Source organism: Trinickia dinghuensis, assembly GCF_003367175.1.
Classification (GTDB): domain Bacteria; phylum Pseudomonadota; class Gammaproteobacteria; order Burkholderiales; family Burkholderiaceae; genus Trinickia; species Trinickia dinghuensis.
Window position 1 is genome coordinate 553774 of sequence record NZ_QRGA01000003.1, and the last position, 21265, is coordinate 575038.

The window sequence follows — 21265 nt, forward strand, 5'->3', positions numbered from 1 at the left end:
GCGGCGGCCGGGCCGCCAGCGAAAGGAGACAACCGCAGATGAAGAACGACTTGCCCAGCGCGACGACACTAGAGGCGTTGCTGCAATTGCAGCGCGAAGCCCACGCACGTGAGCCGTACCCGTCATGGGAAACGCGAGCCGCACATCTGAAAGCACTGCGCACGATGTTGCTGGACAACGAAGATGCGCTCGCCCAAGCGCTGGACGCCGATTTCGGCCAGCGCTCGAAAGCCGAACTCATGCTCTCCGAGCTTTGGCTCGTCAAGAGCGAGATCGATTCGGCGCTCAAGCACGGCAAGCGCTGGATGAAGCCGCAACGGCGCGCGACGGGCGTTTGGCTCAGGCCGGCCACGGCCAAGGTGATCCCTCAACCGCTCGGCGTCGTCGGCATCGTGGCGCCATGGAACTATCCGATCCTGCTCGCCGTCGGCCCGCTGATCGGCGCGCTCGCGGCCGGCAACCGCGCGTTGATCAAGATGTCGGAGTACACGCCGCGCACGGCGGAACTCGTGCGGCAACTGATCGAGCGCACGTTCGCACGCGAACAGGTGGCCGTCGTCACAGGCGATGCATCGGTCGGCGCCGCCTTCTGCGCGCTGCCGCTCGACCATCTGATCTTCACCGGCTCGACCGCGGTCGGGCGCGAGGTGATGCGGGCCGCGGCGGCCAATCTCACGCCGGTCACCCTCGAGCTGGGCGGCAAGTCGCCCGCGATCATCGGGCCTCACGCGCGCTTCGATGCCGCGGTCGACCGCATCGTTGCCGGCAAGACGCTCAATGCCGGCCAAACCTGCATCGCCCCCGACTACGTGCTCGTGCCGCGCGGCATGGAGCAAGCATTCGTCGAACGAGCGCGTTCGCGCGTGGCGCGCCTTTATCCCGACTTCGCGCGCAACCCCGACTACACGACGCTGATCTCCGCGCGCCACTTCGATCGCATGCGCAACCTCGCCGACGAAGCGCTTCAGGCGGGCGCGTCCCTCCATCCGCTGACCGACGCCTCTCCTGACGCCGCGCGCAGGCAGTTTCCGCCGTGCGTCGTGACGAACGCGCCCGATACGAGCGCATTGATGCAAGAGGAGATTTTCGGGCCGCTGCTGCCGCTCGTGCCGTACGACACGCTCGACGATGCGCTGCGCTACGTCAACGCCAGGCCGCGGCCGCTCGCGCTCTACTTGTTCGATGAAGCGCGCGGAACCGTCGAACGCGTGCTGCGCGAGACGGTCTCGGGCGGCGTCGCGGTCAACGAGACGCTATTGCACATCGCGTGCGAGGGGCTGCCGTTCGGAGGCGTGGGGGCGAGCGGCATCGGCGCCTACCATGGGTACGACGGCTTCACGACCTTTTCGAAGATGAAACCCGTGCTCATGCAGCCGCGCATCAACGCGCGCTCGCTGCTGCTGCCGCCGTACGGACGGCGCTTTCACGCGCTGATGCGTCTGATGTTCAAGCTCTGAGCAACGAAGCAAGGCCCCAAAGAGACGAGGCGATATGACGAAAAGGGTGCGGCGAGGCGCAGCGGCACTCACGTCACACCGGCCATAAAGGCCCTTCCTGCATCGCGCCGATCTGCTCGCGCAACTCGAGCACGCGCTCTTCCCAGTACCGCTGCGTGTTGAACCACGGAAATGCGGCCGGGAACGCCGGATCGTCCCAACGCCGAGCGAGCCACGCCGTGTAATGCATCAAGCGCAGTGTGCGCAGCGCTTCGATCAAATGCAGCTCGCGCGGCTCGAATTCGCAGAAGTCCTCATAGCCCGCGAGCAGATCGGACAGCGCGCTCGACGCCTCCGCTCGCCCGCCCGGCAGCAGCAGCCACAGATCCTGAATGGCGGGCCCCATGCGGCTGTCGTCGAAATCGACGAAGTGCGGGCCGGCATCGGTCCACAGTACGTTGCTCGCATGGCAATCGCCGTGAAGCCGCAAATGGGCTACCTCGCCCGCCGCATCGAAAGCGCGCTCGACGCCTTCGAGCGCCAATGCCGCCGCCGCCTCATACGGCGCGCGCAACTCGGGCGGCACGAATGCGTGCGACAGCAGAAATTCGCGCGGCTCGTAGCCGAACGCCGCGATATCGAGCGTGGGCCGCGCGGCATACGGCTGTCGCTTGCCGAGCGCATGAATGCGGCCGATAAAGCGCCCCATCCACTCGAGCGTGTCGCGCCGATCGAGATCGGGCGCGCGTCCGCCACGCCTGTCGAAAATCGCAAACCGGAAACCGCCGAACGCATGCAGCGTGCGCGCGTCGATCTCTCGTGCCGGAACGGCGGGAACCTCTGCCCGCGCAAGTTCGGCGACGAACGCATGCTCCTCGAGAATCGCTTCGTCGGACCAGCGCTGCGGCCGATAAAACTTCGCGACGACAGGGGGCCCGTCTTCGACACCGACCTGATAAACGCGGTTTTCGTAGCTGTTGAGCGGCAGCAGACGCCCGTCGGTGCGCACGCCGGTTGGGGCCAGCACGCTGTCGATCGCGTCGAGCACGCATTCCGGCGTGAGCCGGGTGAAAGGATGCGCGGCAGCTAGGCCGGGCACATCTGAGGAATCGGAGAAAGGCTCGTTCATGCCGGCATTGTGCCGCATCGGCACGCGGCCCGGCGTACGTCTACTTCGGCAGCCCGAGAAAACCCAACGTCAATGGACCAGCGAACCGGCAGGGCGTGCAACGAGTTCGCCCGTGTCGATCAGATCTTCGAGGAAGAACGGCTCGGTATTCAATTGCAGCGACGCGCCAGGCTCGCCGGCGAACCAGACGACCATCGCCATATCGCCGAGCACGCGCATGACGATTCCGCGCGCACCCGACGGCACGGCCATATGCACCGATCTGACGATCGAACCCACTTGCATGATGTCTCCCCTTCAGGGCATTAAACGATGACTAGATTGTTCACGCAACCGGCCATCGAGGAAAGCCGAATGTAACGGCCGATTGACCGTCATTTCTCGCAATCGTCCTTACAAAAAGCTGACCATTTAAATTATAAGAACCCTCGAAACGCTCGATCGCGCCTGCCTGCCCCTGTAAAACGGTGTCTGAACGCCTGCGCCCCGCATTACGTTACTCGGACCAGGCGGTATAGTCCAAGCATAACGCGCCGTGCCCGATACAGTCGATCCGCGCGCGGCCGCGCAACCCATCTCGCCGACGGCTCCCGCAGGGCACACCGCTTGCGCACCGGCGAGCAAGCGCGCAGGCGCCCTGTGCCTGCGCCGGGCGCCGACAGGAGAACGAATGATGAACAAGCTTTCGCAACACGGCACGCGGTCTGCCCGCCGCGCGCGGCGACTTCTCGCCGTCGGCTTCACCGTCGCACTGGGGGCGTGCGCAAACCATGGTCTAGACGACGTCAAACCCACAGCCACGACGGCGTATCGCTCGGCGCAACCCGCCGCGCCGCAACCGGCGCCCGGCGCGGTAGCAACCCCGGCCCCGCCCCGGGAGTAATGTGCCGGCAACCGCACCGTTTCTCGAACGCGGCTCGCGCGCTTACTGGCGAGCGAGTCTGGCCCTACTCTTTGCCGGTTATGCGACGTTCTCGCTGCTTTACTGCGTGCAGCCGCTCCTGCCGGCGTTTTCCTCCACGTTCGGCACGACGCCCGCGCAAAGCTCGCTCGCCATCTCCCTCACGACCGCCGTGCTCGCCTTCGCGATCTTCGCGGCCGGCTTCGTATCGGAGGGCCTGAGCCGGCACGGACTCATGACGGCTTCGCTGACCGTATCGTCGCTGCTGACGCTCGCCGTCGCGGCCGTCCCCCATTGGTCGCAGCTGCTCGTGCTGCGCGCGCTCGAAGGCGCGGCGCTCGGCGGTGTGCCTGCCGTGGCAATGGCTTACCTCGCCGAGGAAGTGCATCCCGACGGACTCGGCCTGGCAATGGGGCTTTACGTCGGCGGTACGGCGATCGGGGGCATGGCCGGCCGCGTCATCGCCGGCGGGCTGGCCGATCTGTTCACTTGGCGCATCTCGATCGCCGTGATCGGCGTGCTCGGGTTGGCGTCGATGTTCGCGTTCCGCGCCTTGCTGCCGCCGTCGCGGCACTTCGTCCCGCGGCGTGGCCTGCCCCTCGCTCACCATCGGCAGGCACTCGCGGCGCATCTCGCCGAGCCCCGGCTGAGAGCGCTATTTGCAATGGCGTTCGTGCTGATGGGCAGTTTCGTGACGCTCTACAACTATGTCGGCTACCGGCTGCTCGCACCGCCCTACGACCTGAGCCAAGCACAGATCGGAGCGATTTTCGTCGTGTATCTGGCCGGCGTCGTCGCTTCGCCGTTTTCCGGGCGCATGGCCGACCTGTTCGGCCGCGCACGCGTCTTGATAGCGAGCCTGGTTCTGATGCTCGCGGGAGTCGCGCTCACGCAGCTCGGCGCGATCGCGGCCATCGTGGCCGGCATCGCCTGCGTGACCTTCGGCTTTTTCTCGGGGCACGCGGTGGCGAGCGGCTGGGTGGGGCGCCTCGCCGAGCGCGCGAAAGGGCAGGCCGCGGCCTTGTATCTGCTCGCGTACTACCTCGGCTCGAGCCTCGTCGGCTGGTACGGGGGGCGATGCTTCGGCACCTACGGCTGGAACGGCGTGACCGCGCTCGTCGGCGCGCTGCTCGTTGCGGGCGTCGTCATCGCCGTCTGGCTCAGCGCGCGCGAACGCGCCGGTACCACATAACGCAAATCGCGCTCCGTCTCCTATACTCGGATCAATGCGTGTGCGTGTTTGCAGCACTGCAGCGCAGCAAAAACAGGGAGGAGACGAGCATGTCGACTTACTTCACCATCAGCGACTTCATCCTAGTCATTCCGATGGCGCTCGCCGGCGCGTTGTTCCTCGGCGCGTGCCCGGCGCATTCGCGGCTCGTGCACAACGTCCTGCGTGTGATAGGAGCGATGCTCGGCGTCGTATTCGCCGTCGTGCTCGTCGAAGGACTGCCGGTGCTGATATAGCGCCGCACGGAGCCTATCGACGAACACAGGGCCGTATTTCCAGTCGCGCTTCGGTTCAGATGCGCTGATCGGTCGACGGCTTTTCCCACAGGTTGATGCCGCCCTCGGTCGCATGGCGATCGATCTCGGCGATCTCATCGCTCGAGAACGCGAGGTTCGCGAGCGCCCCCACGTTTTCGCGCACTTGCTCGGGACGGCTCGCGCCGATCAGCGCCGAAGTCACGCGAGCGTCGCGCAGCACCCAAGCGAGCGCCATCTGCGCGAGGCTTTGCCCGCGCCGCTTCGCGATCTCGTTGAGCTTTCGCACGTGCTCGATGTTCTCGCGGCTCAAATGGTCTTGCTTCAGTGAGCCGCCGCCGGGCTTGTTGACGCGGGCATCTTCCGGCACGCCGTTCAGATACTTCGAAGTCAACAGCCCCTGCGCCAGCGGCGTAAAGGCGATGCAGCCGGTGCCCTCCTCCTCGAGCGCGCCGAGCAACTCGCTTTCGATCCACCGGTTCAGCATGTTGTACGAGGGCTGATGGATGAGCAGCGGAACCTTGTGCTCGCGCAGCAGCGCGGCCATCTCGCGTGTTTTCGCGGCCGAGTATGACGAGATCCCGACGTAGAGGGCTTTGCCTTGCTGCACCGCGGTAGCGAGCGCGCCGGCCGTCTCCTCGAGCGGCGTATCGGCATCGAACCGGTGCGAATAGAAGATGTCGACATAATCGAGCCCCATGCGCTGCAAGCTCTGATCGAGGCTCGCTAGCACGTATTTGCGCGAGCCGCCGCCTTGGCCGTACGGCCCCGGCCACATGTCCCAGCCCGCCTTCGACGAAATCAGCAACTCGTCGCGGTAGGGACGGAGGTCATCCTTGAACAAGCGGCCGAAATTCGTTTCGGCGCTGCCGTACGGCGGCCCGTAGTTGTTGGCCAGATCGAAGTGGGTAATGCCGAGATCGAACGCCGTGCGCAAAATATCGCGCTGCGTCGAGAGCGGCGTCGTATCGCCGAAGTTGTGCCACAAGCCCAGCGACAGCGCGGGCAGCTTCAGCCCCGAGCGGCCGCAGGTGCGGAATTGCATGTCCGAGTAGCGGGCGGATGCGGCTTCATAGGCCATGAGAGTCCTCGATGTGTACGTGGAAGAGTGTGTCGACGGCGCTGCCGCGCGGCGACGGGGGGTGCGAACCGATGGACACGCACGCGACAAAGTTCTTACACTGCCGCCTGCTTACGGCTTTCAAACCATCGATAAGAGAATCCATGATCAAAGCGATTTCCTTGGCGTTGATCGCGGGTGGCGTCGTGCTGCTGTACTTCGGCGGCCAATCGTTCCATTCGCTTGCCAACGACGTATCGCGCGTTTTCACGGGCGCGCCCACCAACAAGACGATTTGGCTGATCGCGGGCGGCGTCGTCGCGACGCTCGCCGGGCTCATCGGACTGACGATGCCCTCCGGCAGACGTTGACCGCCCTCCCGGCGAACGCGGCGCCGCCGGCGCCACGCGTCAGATCGATACTTCGGGCTTCAACGCCGACCGCGTGCCCGGCAGCGGCTCATTGCTCGCGCCGTGGTAGGTGTACACGAGCGAGAACTTGACGTCGCCGGTGACGTTTTGGCCCGCCGAGTGCAGCGTGTTGCAATGGAAGAAGACGACATCGCCGGGATCGAGTTCCGGCGATACGGCCGTGCGGATCAACGCTTCGTTCTCGGGGAGATCGGCGCGGAAAAACTTCTGCGCGTCGAACTGCTCCGACGTGAACGTCATCATGTGCGACCCGGGCACGAGCCAAAGCGCGCCGTTGCCCACCGTCTCCTTGCCGAGCGCGAGCCACGTCGAAACGAGGTCGTCGCGCCCGAACGACCAGTAGCGCGCATCGCGGTGCCAGCCCGTCAAGCTGCCGTACGCCGGATGCTTCGTCATCATGCAATTGTGATGCGCGCGCGAAAGCCGCGGCGATTCCCCGAAATAAAGCTCCATCCAGCCTTTGATTTCCGGCGCCGTGGCCCACTCGTGAAACAGGACATCGCGCGTGTAGGCGTCCAGCAAGCGCCGCACCGTGTGTCCCCCGGGGGCATGCTTGGAATCGGGCGCACCGGGATAACGCAAATCGGCTTCGAACTCGACCGGCTGCGCCGCCTCGTGCAATTGCCGCACCGCAACAGCCTTGATCGCCGCGCACCGCTCGCTCGATACGAGCCCTTTCACGACGACGAAGCCGCGCTCGCGCAGCTCCTGCACTTGTTCTTTTTTCGATTGCGCTGACATGAAACCTTCCTTGCTGAAGGGCCGCACGGGGCGGAAACGCTTCATTTTAAAGCGCCCGCGAGGAGTGCGTCGCGGCACCGATCGCGTGCAAGGGTCCGCACGACTTACACATGTCACGTTTCGCGTGTAGCCTGCATCGCATGTCGATCGTCACTCCCGGCTGCCCGCGGCCCCGCCCGATGCCGCGCGCCGTCGCCGCATTCCCCGATTTCGCCCTCGCCGCAGTTGACGGCCCGCGCTGCTCGACTCGCGCGTGGCATGCTCCTTGCGCACACGCGGCGGTCTCGCATTCGTCGTGAGACAGCTCACCGTATTCCCGTTGCCATGCAAAAACGTCTTGCCTCTCGTCATAGCCAAACGCGTATGACGCTCAGCCCGGCCCGCCTTGGCCGCCGTACCTCCATGCGCGCGCTGCGGCACCATGCCGCGCGCGCCGACGCGCTGTCGCGGCGCGAAGCGATGCCCGTCCGCGCCGAGCACACGGGCGGATCGTTCCGGGCGTGGCTGCGCGCCGTGCTTTCCGCGCTGCGCACCGGCACGCGCGGAACGCGTGCGCGCCGCGTGCTCCTGCGACGGCTGCTGCGCCGCGCGACGGTGCGCCGCTTGGGGACGGAGAGCACCCAGGGATCCACCGCCACCGTCGGCAGCCGTCGGCCGCGCCGTCTTTCGGCCAGCGCGGGCTGGTTCGCGTTCGCGGCCCGCTAACGTGGCTGCGGCCTCGTACGGATGCTCCGGCCGCGCGGGGCAAGCGTAAAATCGTAAGGTCCTTTACCGAATCGGCCTGGCCGCAACGAGCCAGGATTTGCGATGAATACGCCTACCCCCGAACCGCGGCCGCACAAGGGGCCGTCCAAGCGCACGCTGAACGTGCTGACCGCGCTGGTCGGCGCCGGCACGCTTGCGGCCGGTATCGGCTGGCTCGTCTACAGTTGGACGACCGACCTCGAGGTCCCCTACTTCGCCATTCCGCTCGTGCTCTGCGTACCCGTCATCGCGGCGGTTGCCTTCCGCAACTGCTGGGATTGAGGGGCGGGCTCGGCCAAAAAAACAAAACCCCGGCCGCGGCAGGGGTTTTGTTTTTGCACTTCCGCGCTCTATCGAGCGCAGACGGTCGTTACGCTAGTTCCGCAACCGGCTCCGTGCCGGCCGCCTCGGCCAGCACGAGCGCCTTGTCGGTCGCTTCCCACGAGAACTCGGGCTCTTCGCGGCCGAAGTGGCCGTAAGCCGCCGTCTTCTCGTAGACAGGTCGCAGCAGGTCCAGCATTTGGATGATGCCCTTCGGACGCAGATCGAAGTGCTCGCGCACGAGCTTCGTGATCGTCGCATCCGACACCTTGCCCGTGCCGAACGTATTGACCATCACCGAAGTGGGCTGCGCCACGCCGATCGCGTACGACACTTGGATCAAGCAGCGCGACGCCAGGCCCGCCGCCACGATGTTCTTCGCGACGTAACGGCCCGCGTAGGCGGCCGAGCGGTCGACCTTCGACGGATCCTTGCCCGAGAACGCGCCGCCGCCGTGCGGTGCCGCACCGCCGTACGTGTCGACGATGATCTTGCGGCCCGTCAAGCCGCAATCGCCCTGCGGGCCGCCGATGACGAACCGGCCCGTCGGATTGACGAGGAACTTGATGTCGCCCTTGATGAGATCGGCCGGCAAAGTCGGCTTGATGACCTGTTCGATGACGGCTTCACGCAGCGCGGACAGCTCGATGTCCGGAGCATGCTGCGTCGACAGCACGACGGTGTCGATCGAATGCGGCTTGCCGTCGACGTAACGAACGGTGACCTGCGATTTCGCATCGGGACGCAGCCAAGGCAGACGGCCGTCGCGGCGCAAGCACGCTTGGCGCTCGACCAAGCGGTGCGACAAGTGGATCGGCAGCGGCATCAGTTCCGGCGTTTCGTCGCAGGCATAACCGAACATCAAGCCTTGGTCGCCCGCGCCTTGATCGAGGTTGTTGTCGTGCGCGCGGTCCACGCCTTGCGCGATGTCGGGCGATTGCTTGTCATAGGCGACGAGCACCGCGCAGCCGCGATAGTCGATGCCGTAATCGGTGTTGTCGTAGCCGATGCGCTTGATCGTGTCGCGCGCGACCTGGATGTAGTCGACGTTGGCCGTCGTCGTGATTTCGCCTGCCAGCACGACGAGACCCGTGTTGCAGAGCGTTTCGGCGGCAACGCGCGAGTACTTGTCCTGCGTGAGGATGGCGTCGAGAATGGCGTCCGAGATTTGATCGGCGACCTTGTCGGGATGGCCTTCGGAAACGGATTCGGACGTGAAGAGATAGTCGTTTGCCACGTTGCAGACTCCTAGAGGTTACGGTGTTGAGTTCACGTAGCCAGCTTCGGGAGCCTGAAGCGGCGACGCTTTAGCGGATTTCCCATATCGTCCGGACGCTGCTGGCGCCCGGCGACTTCGCCCCGCAAGTTGTCTATTAACTCGGCGAAGCCCGTATTATAACGGCTTCTCGAGAATGTCACAGAGCGAACTGCCGTGCTTCCACCCCTCTATTCGACGCATTGCGCGCCGCGCGCATGCGTCTCGCGGGCTCCGCACCTGCCTTGCGCGTCGCTGACCGAGGCCCGCGCATGCTGAAGCGACTCGGCACGAAGTGCGCCATCGGCGTGCTCAAGCTTCTCGGGATCTTGCCGTACGGCTTCGTCGCGCGCCTGGGCGACGGCCTCGGCTGGCTGCTCTATCAAATCCCCAGCAAGCGCCGCCGCATCGTTCATACGAATCTGAAACTGTGCTTTCCGGAATGGAGCGATCAAAAGCGCGAGGAGATCGCCGGCAAGCACTTTCGTCATGCGATCCGCAGCTACGTCGAGCGCAGCGTGCAGTGGTTCGGCTCTCTGGAAAAGCTCACGAAGCTCGTCCAGGTCGACAGCGAAGTCGATCTGACCGATCCCGACATGCCGCCCACGCTGCTGCTCGGTTTTCACTTCGTCGGCATCGAAGCGGGCTCGGTCTTCATCAACGTCGCGCTGCAACGCCAATGCGCCGCGCTCTATCAGCCGATGTCGAACCCCGAACTCGACGACATCGCCAAGTACGCGCGCGGCCGCTTCGGCGCCGACATGGCGAGCCGCGCGGACAGCGCGCGCGTGGTATTGCGCTGGCTGCGCGAGCGCAAGCCCGTCATGTTGGGCGCCGACATGGACTACGGCGCGCGCAATTCGACGTTCGTGCCGTTCTTCGGGATCCCGACCTGCACGCTCACGGCCGTCGGCCGCTTCGCCCAGGTCGGCAAGGCGCAGGTGCTGCCGTTCATCGGCGAGGTGCTGCCCAACTACAAGGGATATCGGCTCAAAGTCTTCAAACCTTGGGAAAACTTTCCGACGGGCGACGACGATGCGGATGCCCGCTACATGAACGCATTCCTCGAAAAGCAGATCCCGCGCATCCCCGAGCAGTACTACTGGGTGCACAAGCGCTTCAAGACGCGCCCTCCCGGCATGCCGAGCCTCTACGATTGAGCGGCGCGCCGGGCTCGCCGCAGTATTCGAGCGTTCGAGCAGTCCTGCCGCGGCGCCCCTTACCGCTTACAATATCGGCACTATGAAGCTCAAGTTCACCAAGATGCACGGCGCGGGCAACGACTTCGTCGTGCTCGACGGCTACAGCCGCTCGCTCGCGCTGACGAGCGAGCAAGTGCGCGCGCTCGCCGATCGCCATTTCGGCATCGGCGCCGATCAGCTGTTGCTCGTCGAACGGCCCACCGTCGATGGCGCGGATTTCAAATACCGCATTTTCAATTGCGACGGCGGCGAGGTCGAACATTGCGGCAACGGCGCGCGCTGCTTCGTCAAATTCGTCCGCGATACGGGGCTGACCGATAAGCGCAGCGTCCGCGTGCAAGTGCACGGCGGCCTCATCACGCTCACGCTGCAGGAAAACGGCGAAGTGGTCGTCGACATGGGCGCGCCCGTGTTCGAGCCCGCCCGCGTGCCGTTCGACGCGCACGGCCTCGCGGGCCGCCGCGAAGGCGCCGATACGCTCTGGCCCCTGGAGATCGGCGGCGGCACGTATTGGGTGTCGGCCGTCTCGATGGGCAATCCGCATGCCGTGCAGGTGGTCGACGACGTCGCCACGTTTCCCGTCGCGAGCGTCGGCCCGAAAATCGAGCATCACGCGCGCTTCCCGCAGCGGGTCAACGCCGGCTTCATGCAGGTGCGCTCGCGCCGCGAGATCGCGCTGCGCGTGTTCGAGCGCGGCGCGGGTGAAACGCTCGCCTGCGGCACGGGCGCCTGCGCGGCGGTCGCGGCCGGCATTCGCCGCGGGCTGCTCGACTCGCCCGTGACCGTGCACGCGCTGGGCGGCACGCTGACGATCGCCTGGGACGGCGTGCGCGACGAAGCCGCCGCACTCATGATGTCCGGACCCGCCGCGACCGTGTTCGACGGCGAGATCGAACTCGCCGATTGATACCGACACCGATACCGACACGGCGCGATTGCCGCCTCTTATCCATTCGCTCTTGCCTGCTCTTTTGCCGACACGAAACCCATGAACGATCGCGAAGTCGCCGACTACCTGCTCGCCAATCCGGAGTTCTTCTCGCAGCACGCGGAGCTGCTGGCCGCGATCCGGCTCGCCAACCCGCACGGTAAGGCCGCCGTCTCGCTCCAAGAGCGTCAGATGGACATGCTCAGGGAAAAGAACAAGCTGCTCGAGCGGCGCCTCGCGGAACTCTTGCGCTACGGGCACGAGAACGACAGCATCGCCGCCAAATTCAACCGCTGGACGGCGCATGTGATCGCCGAGCGCGATGCCCACGCCCTGCCGCGCACGGTCGCGCAAGGCCTCATGGAGGTGTTCGACGTGCCGCGCGCCGCGCTGCGCCTGTGGGATGTCGCCGACACCTATCGCGATGCCGAGTTCGCGCGCCAGGTCGGCGAGGAGGTGCGCCTGTTCGCGAGCGGCCTCGACGCACCGTATTGCGGCGCGAACGCGGGCTTCGAAGCGGCGCAGTGGCTGGCCTCGAGCGACGCCGCCGCCAGCCACGCCGGAGGCGAAGCAGGCGCGGGCGATGCCGCGCTCGTTCAGTCGGTCGTGCTGCTTGCGCTGCGCGAACCGCGCGCGGGCAACACCGATGCCGCGCAGGACATCGCAGCCGCTGCGCCGGCCGCACCGGCGTTCGGCTTGCTCGTCATGGGCTCGCCCGATCCGCGCCGTTTCCACGACGGCATGGCAACCGATTTCCTGATGCAGATCGGCACGCTCGCGAGTGCGGCGCTGAGCCGGCTGCTCGCGCGCTAAGGCCGCCGCCCGCGCGCATCGAACGAAGAACGAAGAGCCCCGCTCGTGTCCGCCGCCGATTCCGAACTGATCGCGCAGTACCTTGCCGGTCTCGCTCATGCGCGGCGGCTGTCCGAGCACACGCTGCGCAGCTATGCGCACGAACTCGACACGCTGCTGCGGCTGGCCGACGGCCGGCCGCTCGCGACGCTCTCGGCCGTCGACATGCGCGGAGCCGTCGCCAGAGCCCATGCGGGCGGGCTGTCGGCCCGCTCGATCGCGCATCGCCTGTCGGCCTGGCGCGCGTTCTACCGGTGGCTCGGCGAGCGCGCCGAACTCCCGGCCAACCCGGTGGCGGCGGTGCGGGCGCCGAAGCAGCCGAAGCGGCTGCCGAAGGCGCTGTCCGTCGACGACGCATCCGCCCTCATGGACGGCAGTTCGGCCGATACGGCCGAGGGGCTGCGCGATTCGGCGATCCTCGAGCTGTTCTACTCGTCGGGGCTGCGGCTTTCCGAACTCGTCGGGCTCGATGCCGCATTCGCCGACGGCGACGGCTACCGCTCGGCCGGTTGGCTTAATATGGCGGCGGCCGAAGTGACGGTGCTCGGCAAGGGCAAGCGGCAGCGGACGGTGCCCGTCGGCCGCAAGGCGATCGAGGCGCTCGGCGCGTGGCTTGCCGTGCGCGGCCAATTCGTCAAGGCCGACCCGCATCCGCTGTTTCTCTCGGTGCGCGGCGCGAGGATGTCGCCGAACGTCGTGCGCGAGCGCGTCAAGCGCGCCGCGCTGCGGGCCGGCATACCGGCCAACGTCCACCCGCACGTGCTGCGCCACTCGTTCGCGACGCACCTGCTGCAATCGAGCGGCGACCTGCGCGCGGTGCAGGAACTGCTCGGCCATGCCAGCGTCGCCGCGACGCAGATTTATACCTCGCTCGATTTTCAGCACCTCGCGCGAATCTACGATACGGCCCACCCGCGCGCGAAAAAGCGCGATTGAGGCGCAAGCGCGCGCAAGGCCCGCCGGTGCCGGCGACGTATCGCCCCATTTCGTTTTTGCTCGTTTTTGCTCGTTTTTGCTCGTTTTTGCCGAACTGATCTGATCGATGAACACCGTTACGCTCAAGCCTTCGAAAGAAAAATCGCTGCTGCGCCGCCATCCGTGGGTCTATGCCAACGCGATCGACCGCGTCGAGGGCAAGCCGGCATCCGGCGCCACCGTCGTCGTGCGCGCCCATGACGGCCGCTTTCTCGCGCGGGCGGCGTACAGCCCGCACTCGCAGATTCGCCTGCGCGTCTGGAGCTTCGACGAAGCCGAGCCGATCGACCACGCGTTTTTCAAGCGGCGCGTGCAGCGCGCCTTCGCGCACCGGCAAGCGTTCGTGCGCGACACGGGTGCCGTGCGGCTGATCTTCGGCGAAGCCGACGGGCTGCCGGGGCTCGTCGTCGACTACTACGTGCAAGACGGCGGCGCCGGCAGCGGCCAGCTCGTTTGCCAATTCATGGCCGCCGGCGTCGAGGCATGGAAGGAAGCGATCGTCGCGGCGCTCGTCGGCGCGACGGGATGTCCGAATGTCTACGAGCGCTCGGACGTGTCGATCCGGGAAAAGGAAGGCCTCGAACAAATCACCGGCGTGCTGGCCGGAGACGCGCCGGCCGATACGCTGATCACGCGCGAAAACGGCGTGCGCTATCACGTCGACGTGCGAAGCGGCCACAAAACCGGCTTTTACGTCGATCAGCGCGACAACCGCGCCCTCGTGCAGGCGTACGCGGCAGGACGCGACGTTCTCAATTGCTTCTGCTACACGGGCGGCTTCTCGCTCGCGGCGCTCGGCGGCGGGGCGAAGCGCGTGGTCTCGATCGACTCGTCGGGCGAGGCGCTGGCGCTGGCGCGCGCGAACGTCGAAGCCAACGGCTTCGATGCGGCCCGCGCCGAGTGGCTCGATGCCGATGCGTTCCGTACGCTGCGCAGGCTCGTCGACGACGGCGAGCGGTTCGATCTCGTCGTGCTCGACCCGCCGAAGTTCGCGCCGGCGCGCGAGCACGTCGACCGCGCGGCGCGCGCCTACAAGGACATCAACCTGTCCGGTTTCCGCCTGCTGCGCCCGGGCGGCCTGCTGTTCACCTACTCGTGTTCGGGCGCGATCGATGCGGATCTGTTCCAAAAGATCGTGGCCGGCGCGGCGGCCGACGCACGCGTCGACGCGCGGATTCTGAAGCGCCTCGGCGCGGGCCTGGACCATCCGCTGCTGGCCGCGTTCCCCGAAGGCGAATACCTGAAGGGCTTGCTGTTGCAAATCGTCTGAGCGCCCCCATCTACGCTGTTTAGGGCACGCTCAGGCTTTTTCAGGAGTGTGCTCGTGCCTCTCGACGCCGGTGGGCGCCCCGCGAAGACACGCGCACACCGGTATGCTTCTAGTTTTTCGTGGCCGGCTCCGCTCGAACCGTCCCTGATTTTCGACCATAGGCGATTGAACATGATCCCCGTCACCATCTTGACCGGCTTCCTCGGCAGCGGCAAAACCACGCTGCTCAAGCGCATCCTCAACGAAAAGCACGGCATGAAGATCGCCGTCATCGAAAACGAGTTCGGCGAGGAGAACATCGACAACGAGATCCTCGTCCAGAACCAAGCCGAGCAAATCGTGCAGATGAGCAACGGCTGCATCTGCTGCACGATCCGCGGCGACTTGCATCGCGCGCTCGCCGATCTGGCCGAGCGCAAGCGCTCCGGCGAGATCGCGTTCGACCGCATCGTCATCGAGACGACGGGCTTGGCCAACCCGGGCCCCGTCGCTCAAACGTTCTTCATCGATAGCGAAATCGCCGACGAGTTCTTGCTCGACGCGATCATCACGCTCGTCGACGCGAAACATGCGAACGCGCAGCTCGACGAGCACGAAGTCGTGCAACGGCAAGTGGGCTTCGCCGATCGCCTGTTCGTCACGAAATCCGATCTCGTCGACGAAGCCGTGCTGGCCGACCTGCGGCACCGCCTGATCCACATGAACCCGAAGGCGACGATCAAGGTCGTCAACTTCGGCGAGGCCGACATCAAGGAAATTTTCGATCTGCGCGGCTTCAACCTGAACGCGAAGCTCGAAATTGATCCGGACTTCCTGGCCGAAGACGATCATGGCCACGCACATGGCCACGATCACGACCATGATCATGACCACGAGCATTGCGATCACGACCACGGCCAGTGCGCCCATGAGGGGCATGCGCATCACCACCACGCGCACCATGACGACAAGATCAAGTCGTTCGTCTACCGCAACGATCGCCCGTTCGATCCGAACAAGCTGGAAGACTTCCTGGGCGGCGTGCTGCAGATCTACGGCGAGCGGCTGCTGCGCTACAAGGGCGTGCTCTACATGAAAGGCGTCGACCGCAAGGTCGTCTTCCAGGGCGTGCATCAAATGATGGGTAGCGATCTCGCGAGCAAGTGGCTGCCGGCCGAAAAGAAGACGAACAAGATGGTGTTCATCGGCATCGATCTGCCGCAGGATCTCATTACGGACGGCCTCGACGCCTGCCTCGCCTAAATTCGCCGGCACGTGGGAAGTCGCACGCGCGCGGCCGGCCGAGGGTTCGCTTTTTGAACGGGCGCGCGCTATATTTTCAGGATATTGGGCACGCCCCGGCAGGGTTTTCTCTGTTGCGGCGCCGAAGAACGATTCAGTTACAATACGTCCCCGCCGGTTTCCGGCGGATAGGCGGCGGCACCGGGAAACCTTATCCGGACAAGGCCGAAACAAAATGAGAGAGATACCGAAAGACGCAGCGCCAAGGCTCGCGTAACGCAAGCCGCGTGTTGCGATGCCGTATCGAAATGGGTAGGAGCACCCGAGGATCGGTTTCCTTAAGGAGTTCGGCCCCGCATCGGCGTGACGGCGTCTTACGGCCACAATGGGCCGCGGGCGTCGGCGCTTCCAAAGCACCGCTTGCGGGCAATACGAAAGTGCGGGCAATATGTATGGGTTTTGCCTCACATTGAAGAAGCACGCAGATGACGACGAAACGACTCTTGACCGAAGCCGAAATCCTGAAGATGAGCGACAAGGATTACATGAACGAGGATCAGCTCGCCTTCTTCAAGAACAGGCTCGAACAGCTTCAGGCGGAAATCCTCCGCAACGCCGGTCAAACGACCGAGAACCTTCGCGAAACGGTGATCGTGCCCGATCCGGCCGATCGCGCGACGATCGAAGAAGAGCACGCGCTCGAGTTGCGCACGCGCGATCGCGAACGCAAGTTGCTGAAGAAAGTACAGCAATCGCTCGCACGAATCGACGCCGGCGACTACGGCTGGTGCGAGGAAACGGGCGAGCCGATCGGCATTCCGCGTCTGCTCGCGCGTCCGACCGCCACGCTCTCGCTCGAGGCGCAGGAGCGCCGCGAGTTGCGGCAAAAGCTGTTCGGGGATTGACGCACCGGCAGCGCGGCCGGTATGCCGCGCACATGCACGCTGCTTCCGACGAGGCGCGCGGTACCCCGCGCGCTTTTTCTTTTGCGCGCCGCCCCCTACCGCGCTTGCCCGGGTGCGACTCAACCCGAAGCGAATCGACGCCGGCCCGGATCCGATTCGGCAAAGCTTACCGATGCCGGCCAGTCGATATCTCAGCGCCCCCCTTGCCGTTCAATGACTGAGTGCTCGCTCGATGTCCAGCGCGCGCGTCGTCGCCCCGTTCCCCTCTTGATAAAACCGCGCACGCCCTAAAATGGGCTCAATGCGCGTGGAAAACGCTCGCGCTTCGATACGATTCGATGCGGCGCGTGCCCGACGCCATCCGTTTTTCCGCTCGCGCGGCACCGCGCCGCCGAGCCTCTTTACGGTTTTCCGTATTCTCGAGGAATGCACCATGGAGCAATTTCACGGCACGACGATCGTCTCCGTGCGCAAGGGTGACAAAGTCGCGCTCGGCGGCGACGGCCAAGTGACGCTCGGCAACATCGTCATGAAAGGCGGCGCGAAGAAAGTACGGCGCATCTACAACGGCAAGGTGCTCGTAGGCTTCGCCGGCGGCACGGCCGATGCATTCTCGCTGCTGGACCGTTTCGAGGCGAAGCTCGAGAAACATCAAGGCAACCTGACGCGCGCCGCCGTCGAGCTGGCCAAGGACTGGCGGACCGACCGCATGCTGCGCCGGCTCGAGGCGATGCTGATCACGGCCGACGCGCAAACGACGCTCGTCATCACCGGCAACGGCGACGTGCTCGACCCGGAGGACGGCCTGTGCGCGATCGGCTCGGGCGGCGCTTATGCGCAGGCGGCCGCGCGGGCGCTGGCCGAGAATACGGCGTTGTCGCCGCGCGAGATCGTCGAGAAGTCGCTCGCCATCGCAGGCGACATGTGCATCTACACGAACCACAACCGCGTCATCGAGACGATCGATTAAGCGCGAGCAAGCAAGTCACGCAAGTCAAGTGAGGAATCGATGAGCACCATGACCCCGGCCGAGATCGTCTCGGAACTCGACAAACACATCATCGGCCAGCATAAGGCGAAGAAAGCCGTGGCCGTCGCGCTGCGCAACCGCTGGCGCCGGCAGCAGGTGGCCGAGCCGCTGCGCCAGGAAATCACGCCGAAGAACATTCTCATGATCGGGCCGACGGGCGTCGGCAAGACCGAGATCGCGCGGCGCTTGGCCAAGCTGGCCGATGCGCCGTTCATCAAGATCGAAGCGACGAAATTCACCGAAGTGGGCTACGTCGGCCGCGACGTCGACAGCATCGTGCGCGACCTCATCGAGATCGCCGTGAAGCAAACGCGCGAAACGGAGATGCGCAAGGTCCGCACCAAGGCACAAGATCAAGCCGAGGACCGCATCCTCGACATCCTCTTGCCGAGCGCCCGGCCCGTCGGCTTCGGTTCGACATCCGCAAGCGATGTGGCTTCCGGCGACGAAAGCGCAACGCGTCAAACGTTCCGCAAGCGCCTGCGCGAAGGCCAGCTCGACGACAAGGAGATCGAACTCGACGTCGAGATGCCGCAATCCGGCATGGACATCATGGGCCCGCCCGGCATGGAAGACATGACCGAGCAGATCCGCTCGATGTTCGCGAACCTCGGCGGCGGCAAGAAGACGCGCCGCAAGGCCAAGGTCAAGGAAGCGATGAAGCTGTTGACCGACGAAGAAGCGTCGAAGATGCTCAACGACGAGGAAGTGAAGGCCAAGGCCGTGCAGAACGTCGAGCAGAACGGCATCGTGTTCCTCGACGAAATCGACAAGATCGCCTCGCGCAGCGAGACGGGTGGGGCCGAAGTATCGCGACAAGGCGTGCAGCGCGATCTGCTGCCGCTCGTCGAAGGCACGACGATCAACACGCGCTACGGGATGGTGAAGACCGACCACATCCTGTTCATCGCGAGCGGCGCGTTCCATTTGTCCAAGCCGAGCGATCTGATTCCCGAACTGCAGGGGCGCTTTCCGATTCGTGTCGAACTCGATTCGCTGTCGGTCGAGGATTTCGAATCGATTCTGATCGCGACCGACGCGAGCCTCGTCAAGCAGTACCAAGCGCTGCTCGCCACCGAGAGCGTCCAACTCGAGTTCGCGCCAGAAGGGATCAAGCGCATGGCCGAGATCGCGTTCTCGGTCAACGAGCGTACCGAAAACATCGGCGCGCGCCGGCTCTACACCGTGATCGAAAAGCTGCTCGAGGATGTGTCGTTCTCGGCCGGCAATCACGCCGGAAAGACCGTCACGATCGATGCGGCCTATGTCGACCGCGCGCTCGGCGAGGTCGCGCAAAGCGAGGATTTGTCGCGCTACGTGCTTTGAGTCTCGGGTCCTAGGTCTTGGCGAGTCCGCCTTGAAATGAACGGTGCATCGCGGCGCGGTGCACCGCCCGACACGCCCCTGTAACGTAATTCGGTCGGAATTCGAAGCACTATCGCCCTTCCGATTTTTACGACATCGATGATCGAGCCTCCCACCGTGACGGCGGGTCCTTTGGACGAGAGTCCAATCAAAAAGGAGGCACACTCGTGAAAACATCATCGAATCATGCGGCAAAGCTTCATCTCCTGACGGTCGTTGCTACGGCGGCGTCGCTGTTGTACGCAGCCGGAGCCCATTCGGCACGCTTGCCGGCGCCACCGAAACTGCCGCCGACGGCTCAGCTCGCCGAGGGCATCGTCCAAGGCGTGCAGATGCGCGGCGAGCACAAAAACGTCCGTGTGTTCCGAGGCATTCCCTACGCGGCCGCGCCGGTGGGCGAATTCCGCTTCCGCGAACCGCAACCCGTGGCCCGCTGGGCCGGCGTACGAGAAGCCCGGCAGTTCGGGCCGCGCTGCATGCAGCCGGCCGGGAACGGCAAACTCGACTCGCGCGCGACGGCGATGAGCGAAGACTGCCTCTATCTGAACGTTTGGACACCGGCGAGCGGCAAAGAGGCCAAGCTGCCCGTACTCGTGTATTTCCACGGCGGCGATTTCACGTCGGGAGACGGCTCCCTCCCCCGCTATGACGGCGCGAATCTCGCCTCGCGCGGCATCGTCATGGTGACGGTGAACTACCGGCTCGGCGTGTTCGGCTTCCTCGCCCCGTCCGACGCCGGCGGCGAATCGCCGAGCGGCACGACGGGCAACTACGGTCTGCTCGATCAGGTCTCGGCATTGCGCTGGGTGCAGGCCAATATCGCGCAGTTCGGCGGCGATCCGTCGAAAGTCACGATCGCGGGCGATTCGGAAGGTGCCGTTGCCGTGAGCGCCCACATGGCCTCTCCGCTCTCGCGCGGGCTGTTCGCACGCGCGATCGGCGAAAGCGGCGGAGCCTTCACGCCCAGGGGCATGTGGCCGCGAGCGCAGGCCGAGCAGCAAGCGGCGAAGTTCGCGGCGCGCGTCGGCGCCACGTCGCTGCAGCAGCTGCGCTCGCTACCCGCGCAGACGTTGCTCGCGGCGGCCAACCCACGCAAGGCCAGTTCCGCGTCCACCACCTTTTGGCCCAGCATCGACGGCCAGTTCCTGACCGAGTCGCCCGATCAGGTCTTCACCAACGGCGGACAAGCGCAGGTCCCGCTGATGCTGGGATCGAACTCGCAGGAGGCGCTCTACACGGCGCTCCTCGGCGATAAAGCGCCAACGCCGGAGAACTGGGGCGAGGTGGTCAAGACGACGTTCCCGGCGCATGCAGAAGAGGTGCTGGCGCACTATCCCGGCAACACGAACGACGAGGTCATGCACGCGGCTACCGCGCTGGCGGGGGACATTTTCGTCGGCCACAGCACCTGGAAATGGATGAGCCGGCACCGGGAAACGGGGCACTCGCCGATCTTCTACTACCGCTACACACAGCCGCTGCCGCCGGAGATCAAAGATTCCGCCGATTCCAATCAGAAGCGAGAGCCGGTCCTCGGCGCAGCGCACGACGCCCAGATCGCCTACTCGCTCGGCAATCTGGGCAATTTGCGCCGATACGCATGGACGGCGGCGGATTACGACGTGTCGCGGATCTTTTCGAGCTACGTCGAGCAATTCGTGAAGACGGGCGATCCTAGCGGCTCGGCGTCGAGCGCGGGCGCTTCCTCGGCGGAGGAAACGGCGGCGCAAGGGGGAGGCTCCGTGCCCCGTTGGCCGGCCGTCGTCACCGACAACCGCGGCATCCTGATGCAGATCATCGGCGAGCAAACGAATTCCGTTTGGGACCGCAGCGGGCCACGGCAAGGTCTGGTCGAGCGGCTCGTCGCGGGGGCGCCGACCTCCGGTCCGACCGTTCCGCCCGCTACCGACGCTGTAACGGAGCAGTCATCTCGATAGACTCGTTTCGGTAACACCGCTCCGGCCGCCTTCGCGCGGCCGGAACGCACGGGGTGGGACGCCATCGCGCTCCATCG

Annotated in this window: 21 protein-coding genes; 16 read left to right on the forward strand and 5 right to left on the reverse strand. The window is 65.4% G+C overall.

Features of this window, described 5'->3' with window-relative positions:
• Positions 1–38: 38 nt before the first annotated feature.
• The gene (locus DWV00_RS06710) at positions 39–1457 is read left to right on the forward strand and encodes a coniferyl aldehyde dehydrogenase (protein WP_115532739.1); all 1419 of its coding nucleotides are present in this window, start codon (positions 39–41) and stop codon (positions 1455–1457) included.
• Positions 1458–1530: 73 nt separating this feature from the next.
• On the opposite strand, the gene DWV00_RS06715 is transcribed toward DWV00_RS06710, so the two are convergent.
• Positions 1531–2565 (reverse strand): serine/threonine protein kinase, encoded by a 1035-nt coding sequence (locus tag DWV00_RS06715; protein WP_115532865.1) that lies wholly within the window; start codon positions 2563–2565, stop codon positions 1531–1533.
• 69 nt (positions 2566–2634) lie between these two features.
• Positions 2635–2850 (reverse strand): hypothetical protein, encoded by a 216-nt coding sequence (locus tag DWV00_RS06720; protein ID WP_115532740.1) that lies wholly within the window; start codon positions 2848–2850, stop codon positions 2635–2637.
• A gap of 599 nt (positions 2851–3449) precedes the next feature.
• On the opposite strand from DWV00_RS06720, the gene DWV00_RS06725 reads away from it, so the two are divergent.
• A complete protein-coding gene (locus DWV00_RS06725) occupies positions 3450–4658 on the forward strand; it encodes an MFS transporter (RefSeq protein WP_115532741.1) in 1209 nt (402 codons plus the stop codon).
• Positions 4659–4747: 89 nt separating this feature from the next.
• Positions 4748–4933, forward strand: a complete 186-nt coding sequence (locus DWV00_RS06730) for a hypothetical protein (RefSeq protein WP_115532866.1) — start codon at positions 4748–4750, stop codon at positions 4931–4933.
• 55 nt (positions 4934–4988) lie between these two features.
• On the opposite strand, the gene mgrA is transcribed toward DWV00_RS06730, so the two are convergent.
• Positions 4989–6032: an L-glyceraldehyde 3-phosphate reductase gene (mgrA, locus tag DWV00_RS06735; protein WP_115532742.1), complete on the reverse strand. Its 1044-nt coding sequence runs from the start codon at positions 6030–6032 to the stop codon at positions 4989–4991.
• Between the two features lie 143 nt (positions 6033–6175).
• Here mgrA and DWV00_RS06740 point away from each other — a divergent pair, with 143 nt between their 5' ends.
• Positions 6176–6382, forward strand: a complete 207-nt coding sequence (locus tag DWV00_RS06740) for a DUF3185 family protein (protein ID WP_115532743.1) — start codon at positions 6176–6178, stop codon at positions 6380–6382.
• A gap of 39 nt (positions 6383–6421) precedes the next feature.
• Here DWV00_RS06740 and DWV00_RS06745 read toward each other — a convergent pair whose 3' ends face one another.
• On the reverse strand, positions 6422–7183 hold the full coding sequence (locus DWV00_RS06745; RefSeq protein WP_115532867.1) for a phytanoyl-CoA dioxygenase family protein: 762 nt from the start codon (positions 7181–7183) through the stop codon (positions 6422–6424).
• A gap of 324 nt (positions 7184–7507) precedes the next feature.
• On the opposite strand from DWV00_RS06745, the gene DWV00_RS06750 reads away from it, so the two are divergent.
• On the forward strand, positions 7508–7888 hold the full coding sequence (locus DWV00_RS06750; protein ID WP_115532744.1) for a hypothetical protein: 381 nt from the start codon (positions 7508–7510) through the stop codon (positions 7886–7888).
• A 102-nt stretch (positions 7889–7990) separates the two neighbouring features.
• Complete coding sequence (locus DWV00_RS06755; RefSeq protein ID WP_115532745.1) at positions 7991–8209, forward strand: hypothetical protein; 219 nt, start codon at positions 7991–7993, stop codon at positions 8207–8209.
• An 88-nt stretch (positions 8210–8297) separates the two neighbouring features.
• Here the strand turns inward: DWV00_RS06755 and metK are convergent, their stop codons facing one another.
• On the reverse strand, positions 8298–9485 hold the full coding sequence (metK, locus tag DWV00_RS06760) for a methionine adenosyltransferase (protein ID WP_115532746.1): 1188 nt from the start codon (positions 9483–9485) through the stop codon (positions 8298–8300).
• 290 nt (positions 9486–9775) lie between these two features.
• On the opposite strand from metK, the gene DWV00_RS06765 reads away from it, so the two are divergent.
• From DWV00_RS06765 to DWV00_RS06810, 10 genes are all read left to right on the forward strand, one after another.
• On the forward strand, positions 9776–10663 hold the full coding sequence (locus tag DWV00_RS06765) for a lipid A biosynthesis lauroyl acyltransferase (protein ID WP_115532868.1): 888 nt from the start codon (positions 9776–9778) through the stop codon (positions 10661–10663).
• A gap of 82 nt (positions 10664–10745) precedes the next feature.
• On the forward strand, positions 10746–11612 hold the full coding sequence (dapF, locus tag DWV00_RS06770) for a diaminopimelate epimerase (RefSeq protein ID WP_115532747.1): 867 nt from the start codon (positions 10746–10748) through the stop codon (positions 11610–11612).
• An 81-nt stretch (positions 11613–11693) separates the two neighbouring features.
• Positions 11694–12446, forward strand: a complete 753-nt coding sequence (locus DWV00_RS06775) for a DUF484 family protein (protein WP_115532748.1) — start codon at positions 11694–11696, stop codon at positions 12444–12446.
• Positions 12447–12491: 45 nt separating this feature from the next.
• Positions 12492–13421 (forward strand): tyrosine recombinase XerC, encoded by a 930-nt coding sequence (gene xerC, locus DWV00_RS06780; protein WP_115532749.1) that lies wholly within the window; start codon positions 12492–12494, stop codon positions 13419–13421.
• Positions 13422–13527: 106 nt separating this feature from the next.
• Positions 13528–14730, forward strand: a complete 1203-nt coding sequence (locus DWV00_RS06785; RefSeq protein WP_115532750.1) for a class I SAM-dependent rRNA methyltransferase — start codon at positions 13528–13530, stop codon at positions 14728–14730.
• A 171-nt stretch (positions 14731–14901) separates the two neighbouring features.
• The gene (locus tag DWV00_RS06790) at positions 14902–15972 is read left to right on the forward strand and encodes a CobW family GTP-binding protein (protein ID WP_115532751.1); all 1071 of its coding nucleotides are present in this window, start codon (positions 14902–14904) and stop codon (positions 15970–15972) included.
• 464 nt (positions 15973–16436) lie between these two features.
• On the forward strand, positions 16437–16856 hold the full coding sequence (gene dksA / locus DWV00_RS06795) for an RNA polymerase-binding protein DksA (protein ID WP_090541141.1): 420 nt from the start codon (positions 16437–16439) through the stop codon (positions 16854–16856).
• Positions 16857–17289: 433 nt separating this feature from the next.
• Complete coding sequence (hslV, locus tag DWV00_RS06800; protein WP_115532869.1) at positions 17290–17826, forward strand: ATP-dependent protease subunit HslV; 537 nt, start codon at positions 17290–17292, stop codon at positions 17824–17826.
• A 39-nt stretch (positions 17827–17865) separates the two neighbouring features.
• Positions 17866–19212 (forward strand): ATP-dependent protease ATPase subunit HslU, encoded by a 1347-nt coding sequence (hslU, locus tag DWV00_RS06805; protein WP_115532752.1) that lies wholly within the window; start codon positions 17866–17868, stop codon positions 19210–19212.
• 206 nt (positions 19213–19418) lie between these two features.
• Positions 19419–21188, forward strand: coding sequence for a carboxylesterase/lipase family protein (locus DWV00_RS06810; protein WP_245964743.1), 1770 nt, complete (start codon positions 19419–19421; stop codon positions 21186–21188).
• The last annotated feature ends 77 nt before the right edge of the window (positions 21189–21265 follow it).

Excerpts from the sequence above, each read along its gene's own strand:
- DWV00_RS06710 (WP_115532739.1), top strand. The coding sequence starts at position 39 with ATGAAGAACGACTTGCCCAGCGCGACGACACTAGAGGCGTTGCTGCAA.
- DWV00_RS06715 (WP_115532865.1), bottom strand. The coding sequence starts at position 2,565 with ATGAACGAGCCTTTCTCCGATTCCTCAGATGTGCCCGGCCTAGCTGCC.
- DWV00_RS06720 (WP_115532740.1), bottom strand. The coding sequence starts at position 2,850 with ATGCAAGTGGGTTCGATCGTCAGATCGGTGCATATGGCCGTGCCGTCG.
- DWV00_RS06730 (WP_115532866.1), top strand. The coding sequence starts at position 4,748 with ATGTCGACTTACTTCACCATCAGCGACTTCATCCTAGTCATTCCGATG.
- mgrA (WP_115532742.1), bottom strand. The coding sequence starts at position 6,032 with ATGGCCTATGAAGCCGCATCCGCCCGCTACTCGGACATGCAATTCCGC.
- DWV00_RS06740 (WP_115532743.1), top strand. The coding sequence starts at position 6,176 with ATGATCAAAGCGATTTCCTTGGCGTTGATCGCGGGTGGCGTCGTGCTG.
- DWV00_RS06745 (WP_115532867.1), bottom strand. The coding sequence starts at position 7,183 with ATGTCAGCGCAATCGAAAAAAGAACAAGTGCAGGAGCTGCGCGAGCGC.
- DWV00_RS06750 (WP_115532744.1), top strand. The coding sequence starts at position 7,508 with ATGCAAAAACGTCTTGCCTCTCGTCATAGCCAAACGCGTATGACGCTC.
- DWV00_RS06755 (WP_115532745.1), top strand. The coding sequence starts at position 7,991 with ATGAATACGCCTACCCCCGAACCGCGGCCGCACAAGGGGCCGTCCAAG.
- DWV00_RS06765 (WP_115532868.1), top strand. The coding sequence starts at position 9,776 with ATGCTGAAGCGACTCGGCACGAAGTGCGCCATCGGCGTGCTCAAGCTT.
- dapF (WP_115532747.1), top strand. The coding sequence starts at position 10,746 with ATGAAGCTCAAGTTCACCAAGATGCACGGCGCGGGCAACGACTTCGTC.
- DWV00_RS06775 (WP_115532748.1), top strand. The coding sequence starts at position 11,694 with ATGAACGATCGCGAAGTCGCCGACTACCTGCTCGCCAATCCGGAGTTC.
- DWV00_RS06785 (WP_115532750.1), top strand. The coding sequence starts at position 13,528 with ATGAACACCGTTACGCTCAAGCCTTCGAAAGAAAAATCGCTGCTGCGC.
- DWV00_RS06790 (WP_115532751.1), top strand. The coding sequence starts at position 14,902 with ATGATCCCCGTCACCATCTTGACCGGCTTCCTCGGCAGCGGCAAAACC.
- dksA (WP_090541141.1), top strand. The coding sequence starts at position 16,437 with ATGACGACGAAACGACTCTTGACCGAAGCCGAAATCCTGAAGATGAGC.
- hslV (WP_115532869.1), top strand. The coding sequence starts at position 17,290 with ATGGAGCAATTTCACGGCACGACGATCGTCTCCGTGCGCAAGGGTGAC.
- hslU (WP_115532752.1), top strand. The coding sequence starts at position 17,866 with ATGAGCACCATGACCCCGGCCGAGATCGTCTCGGAACTCGACAAACAC.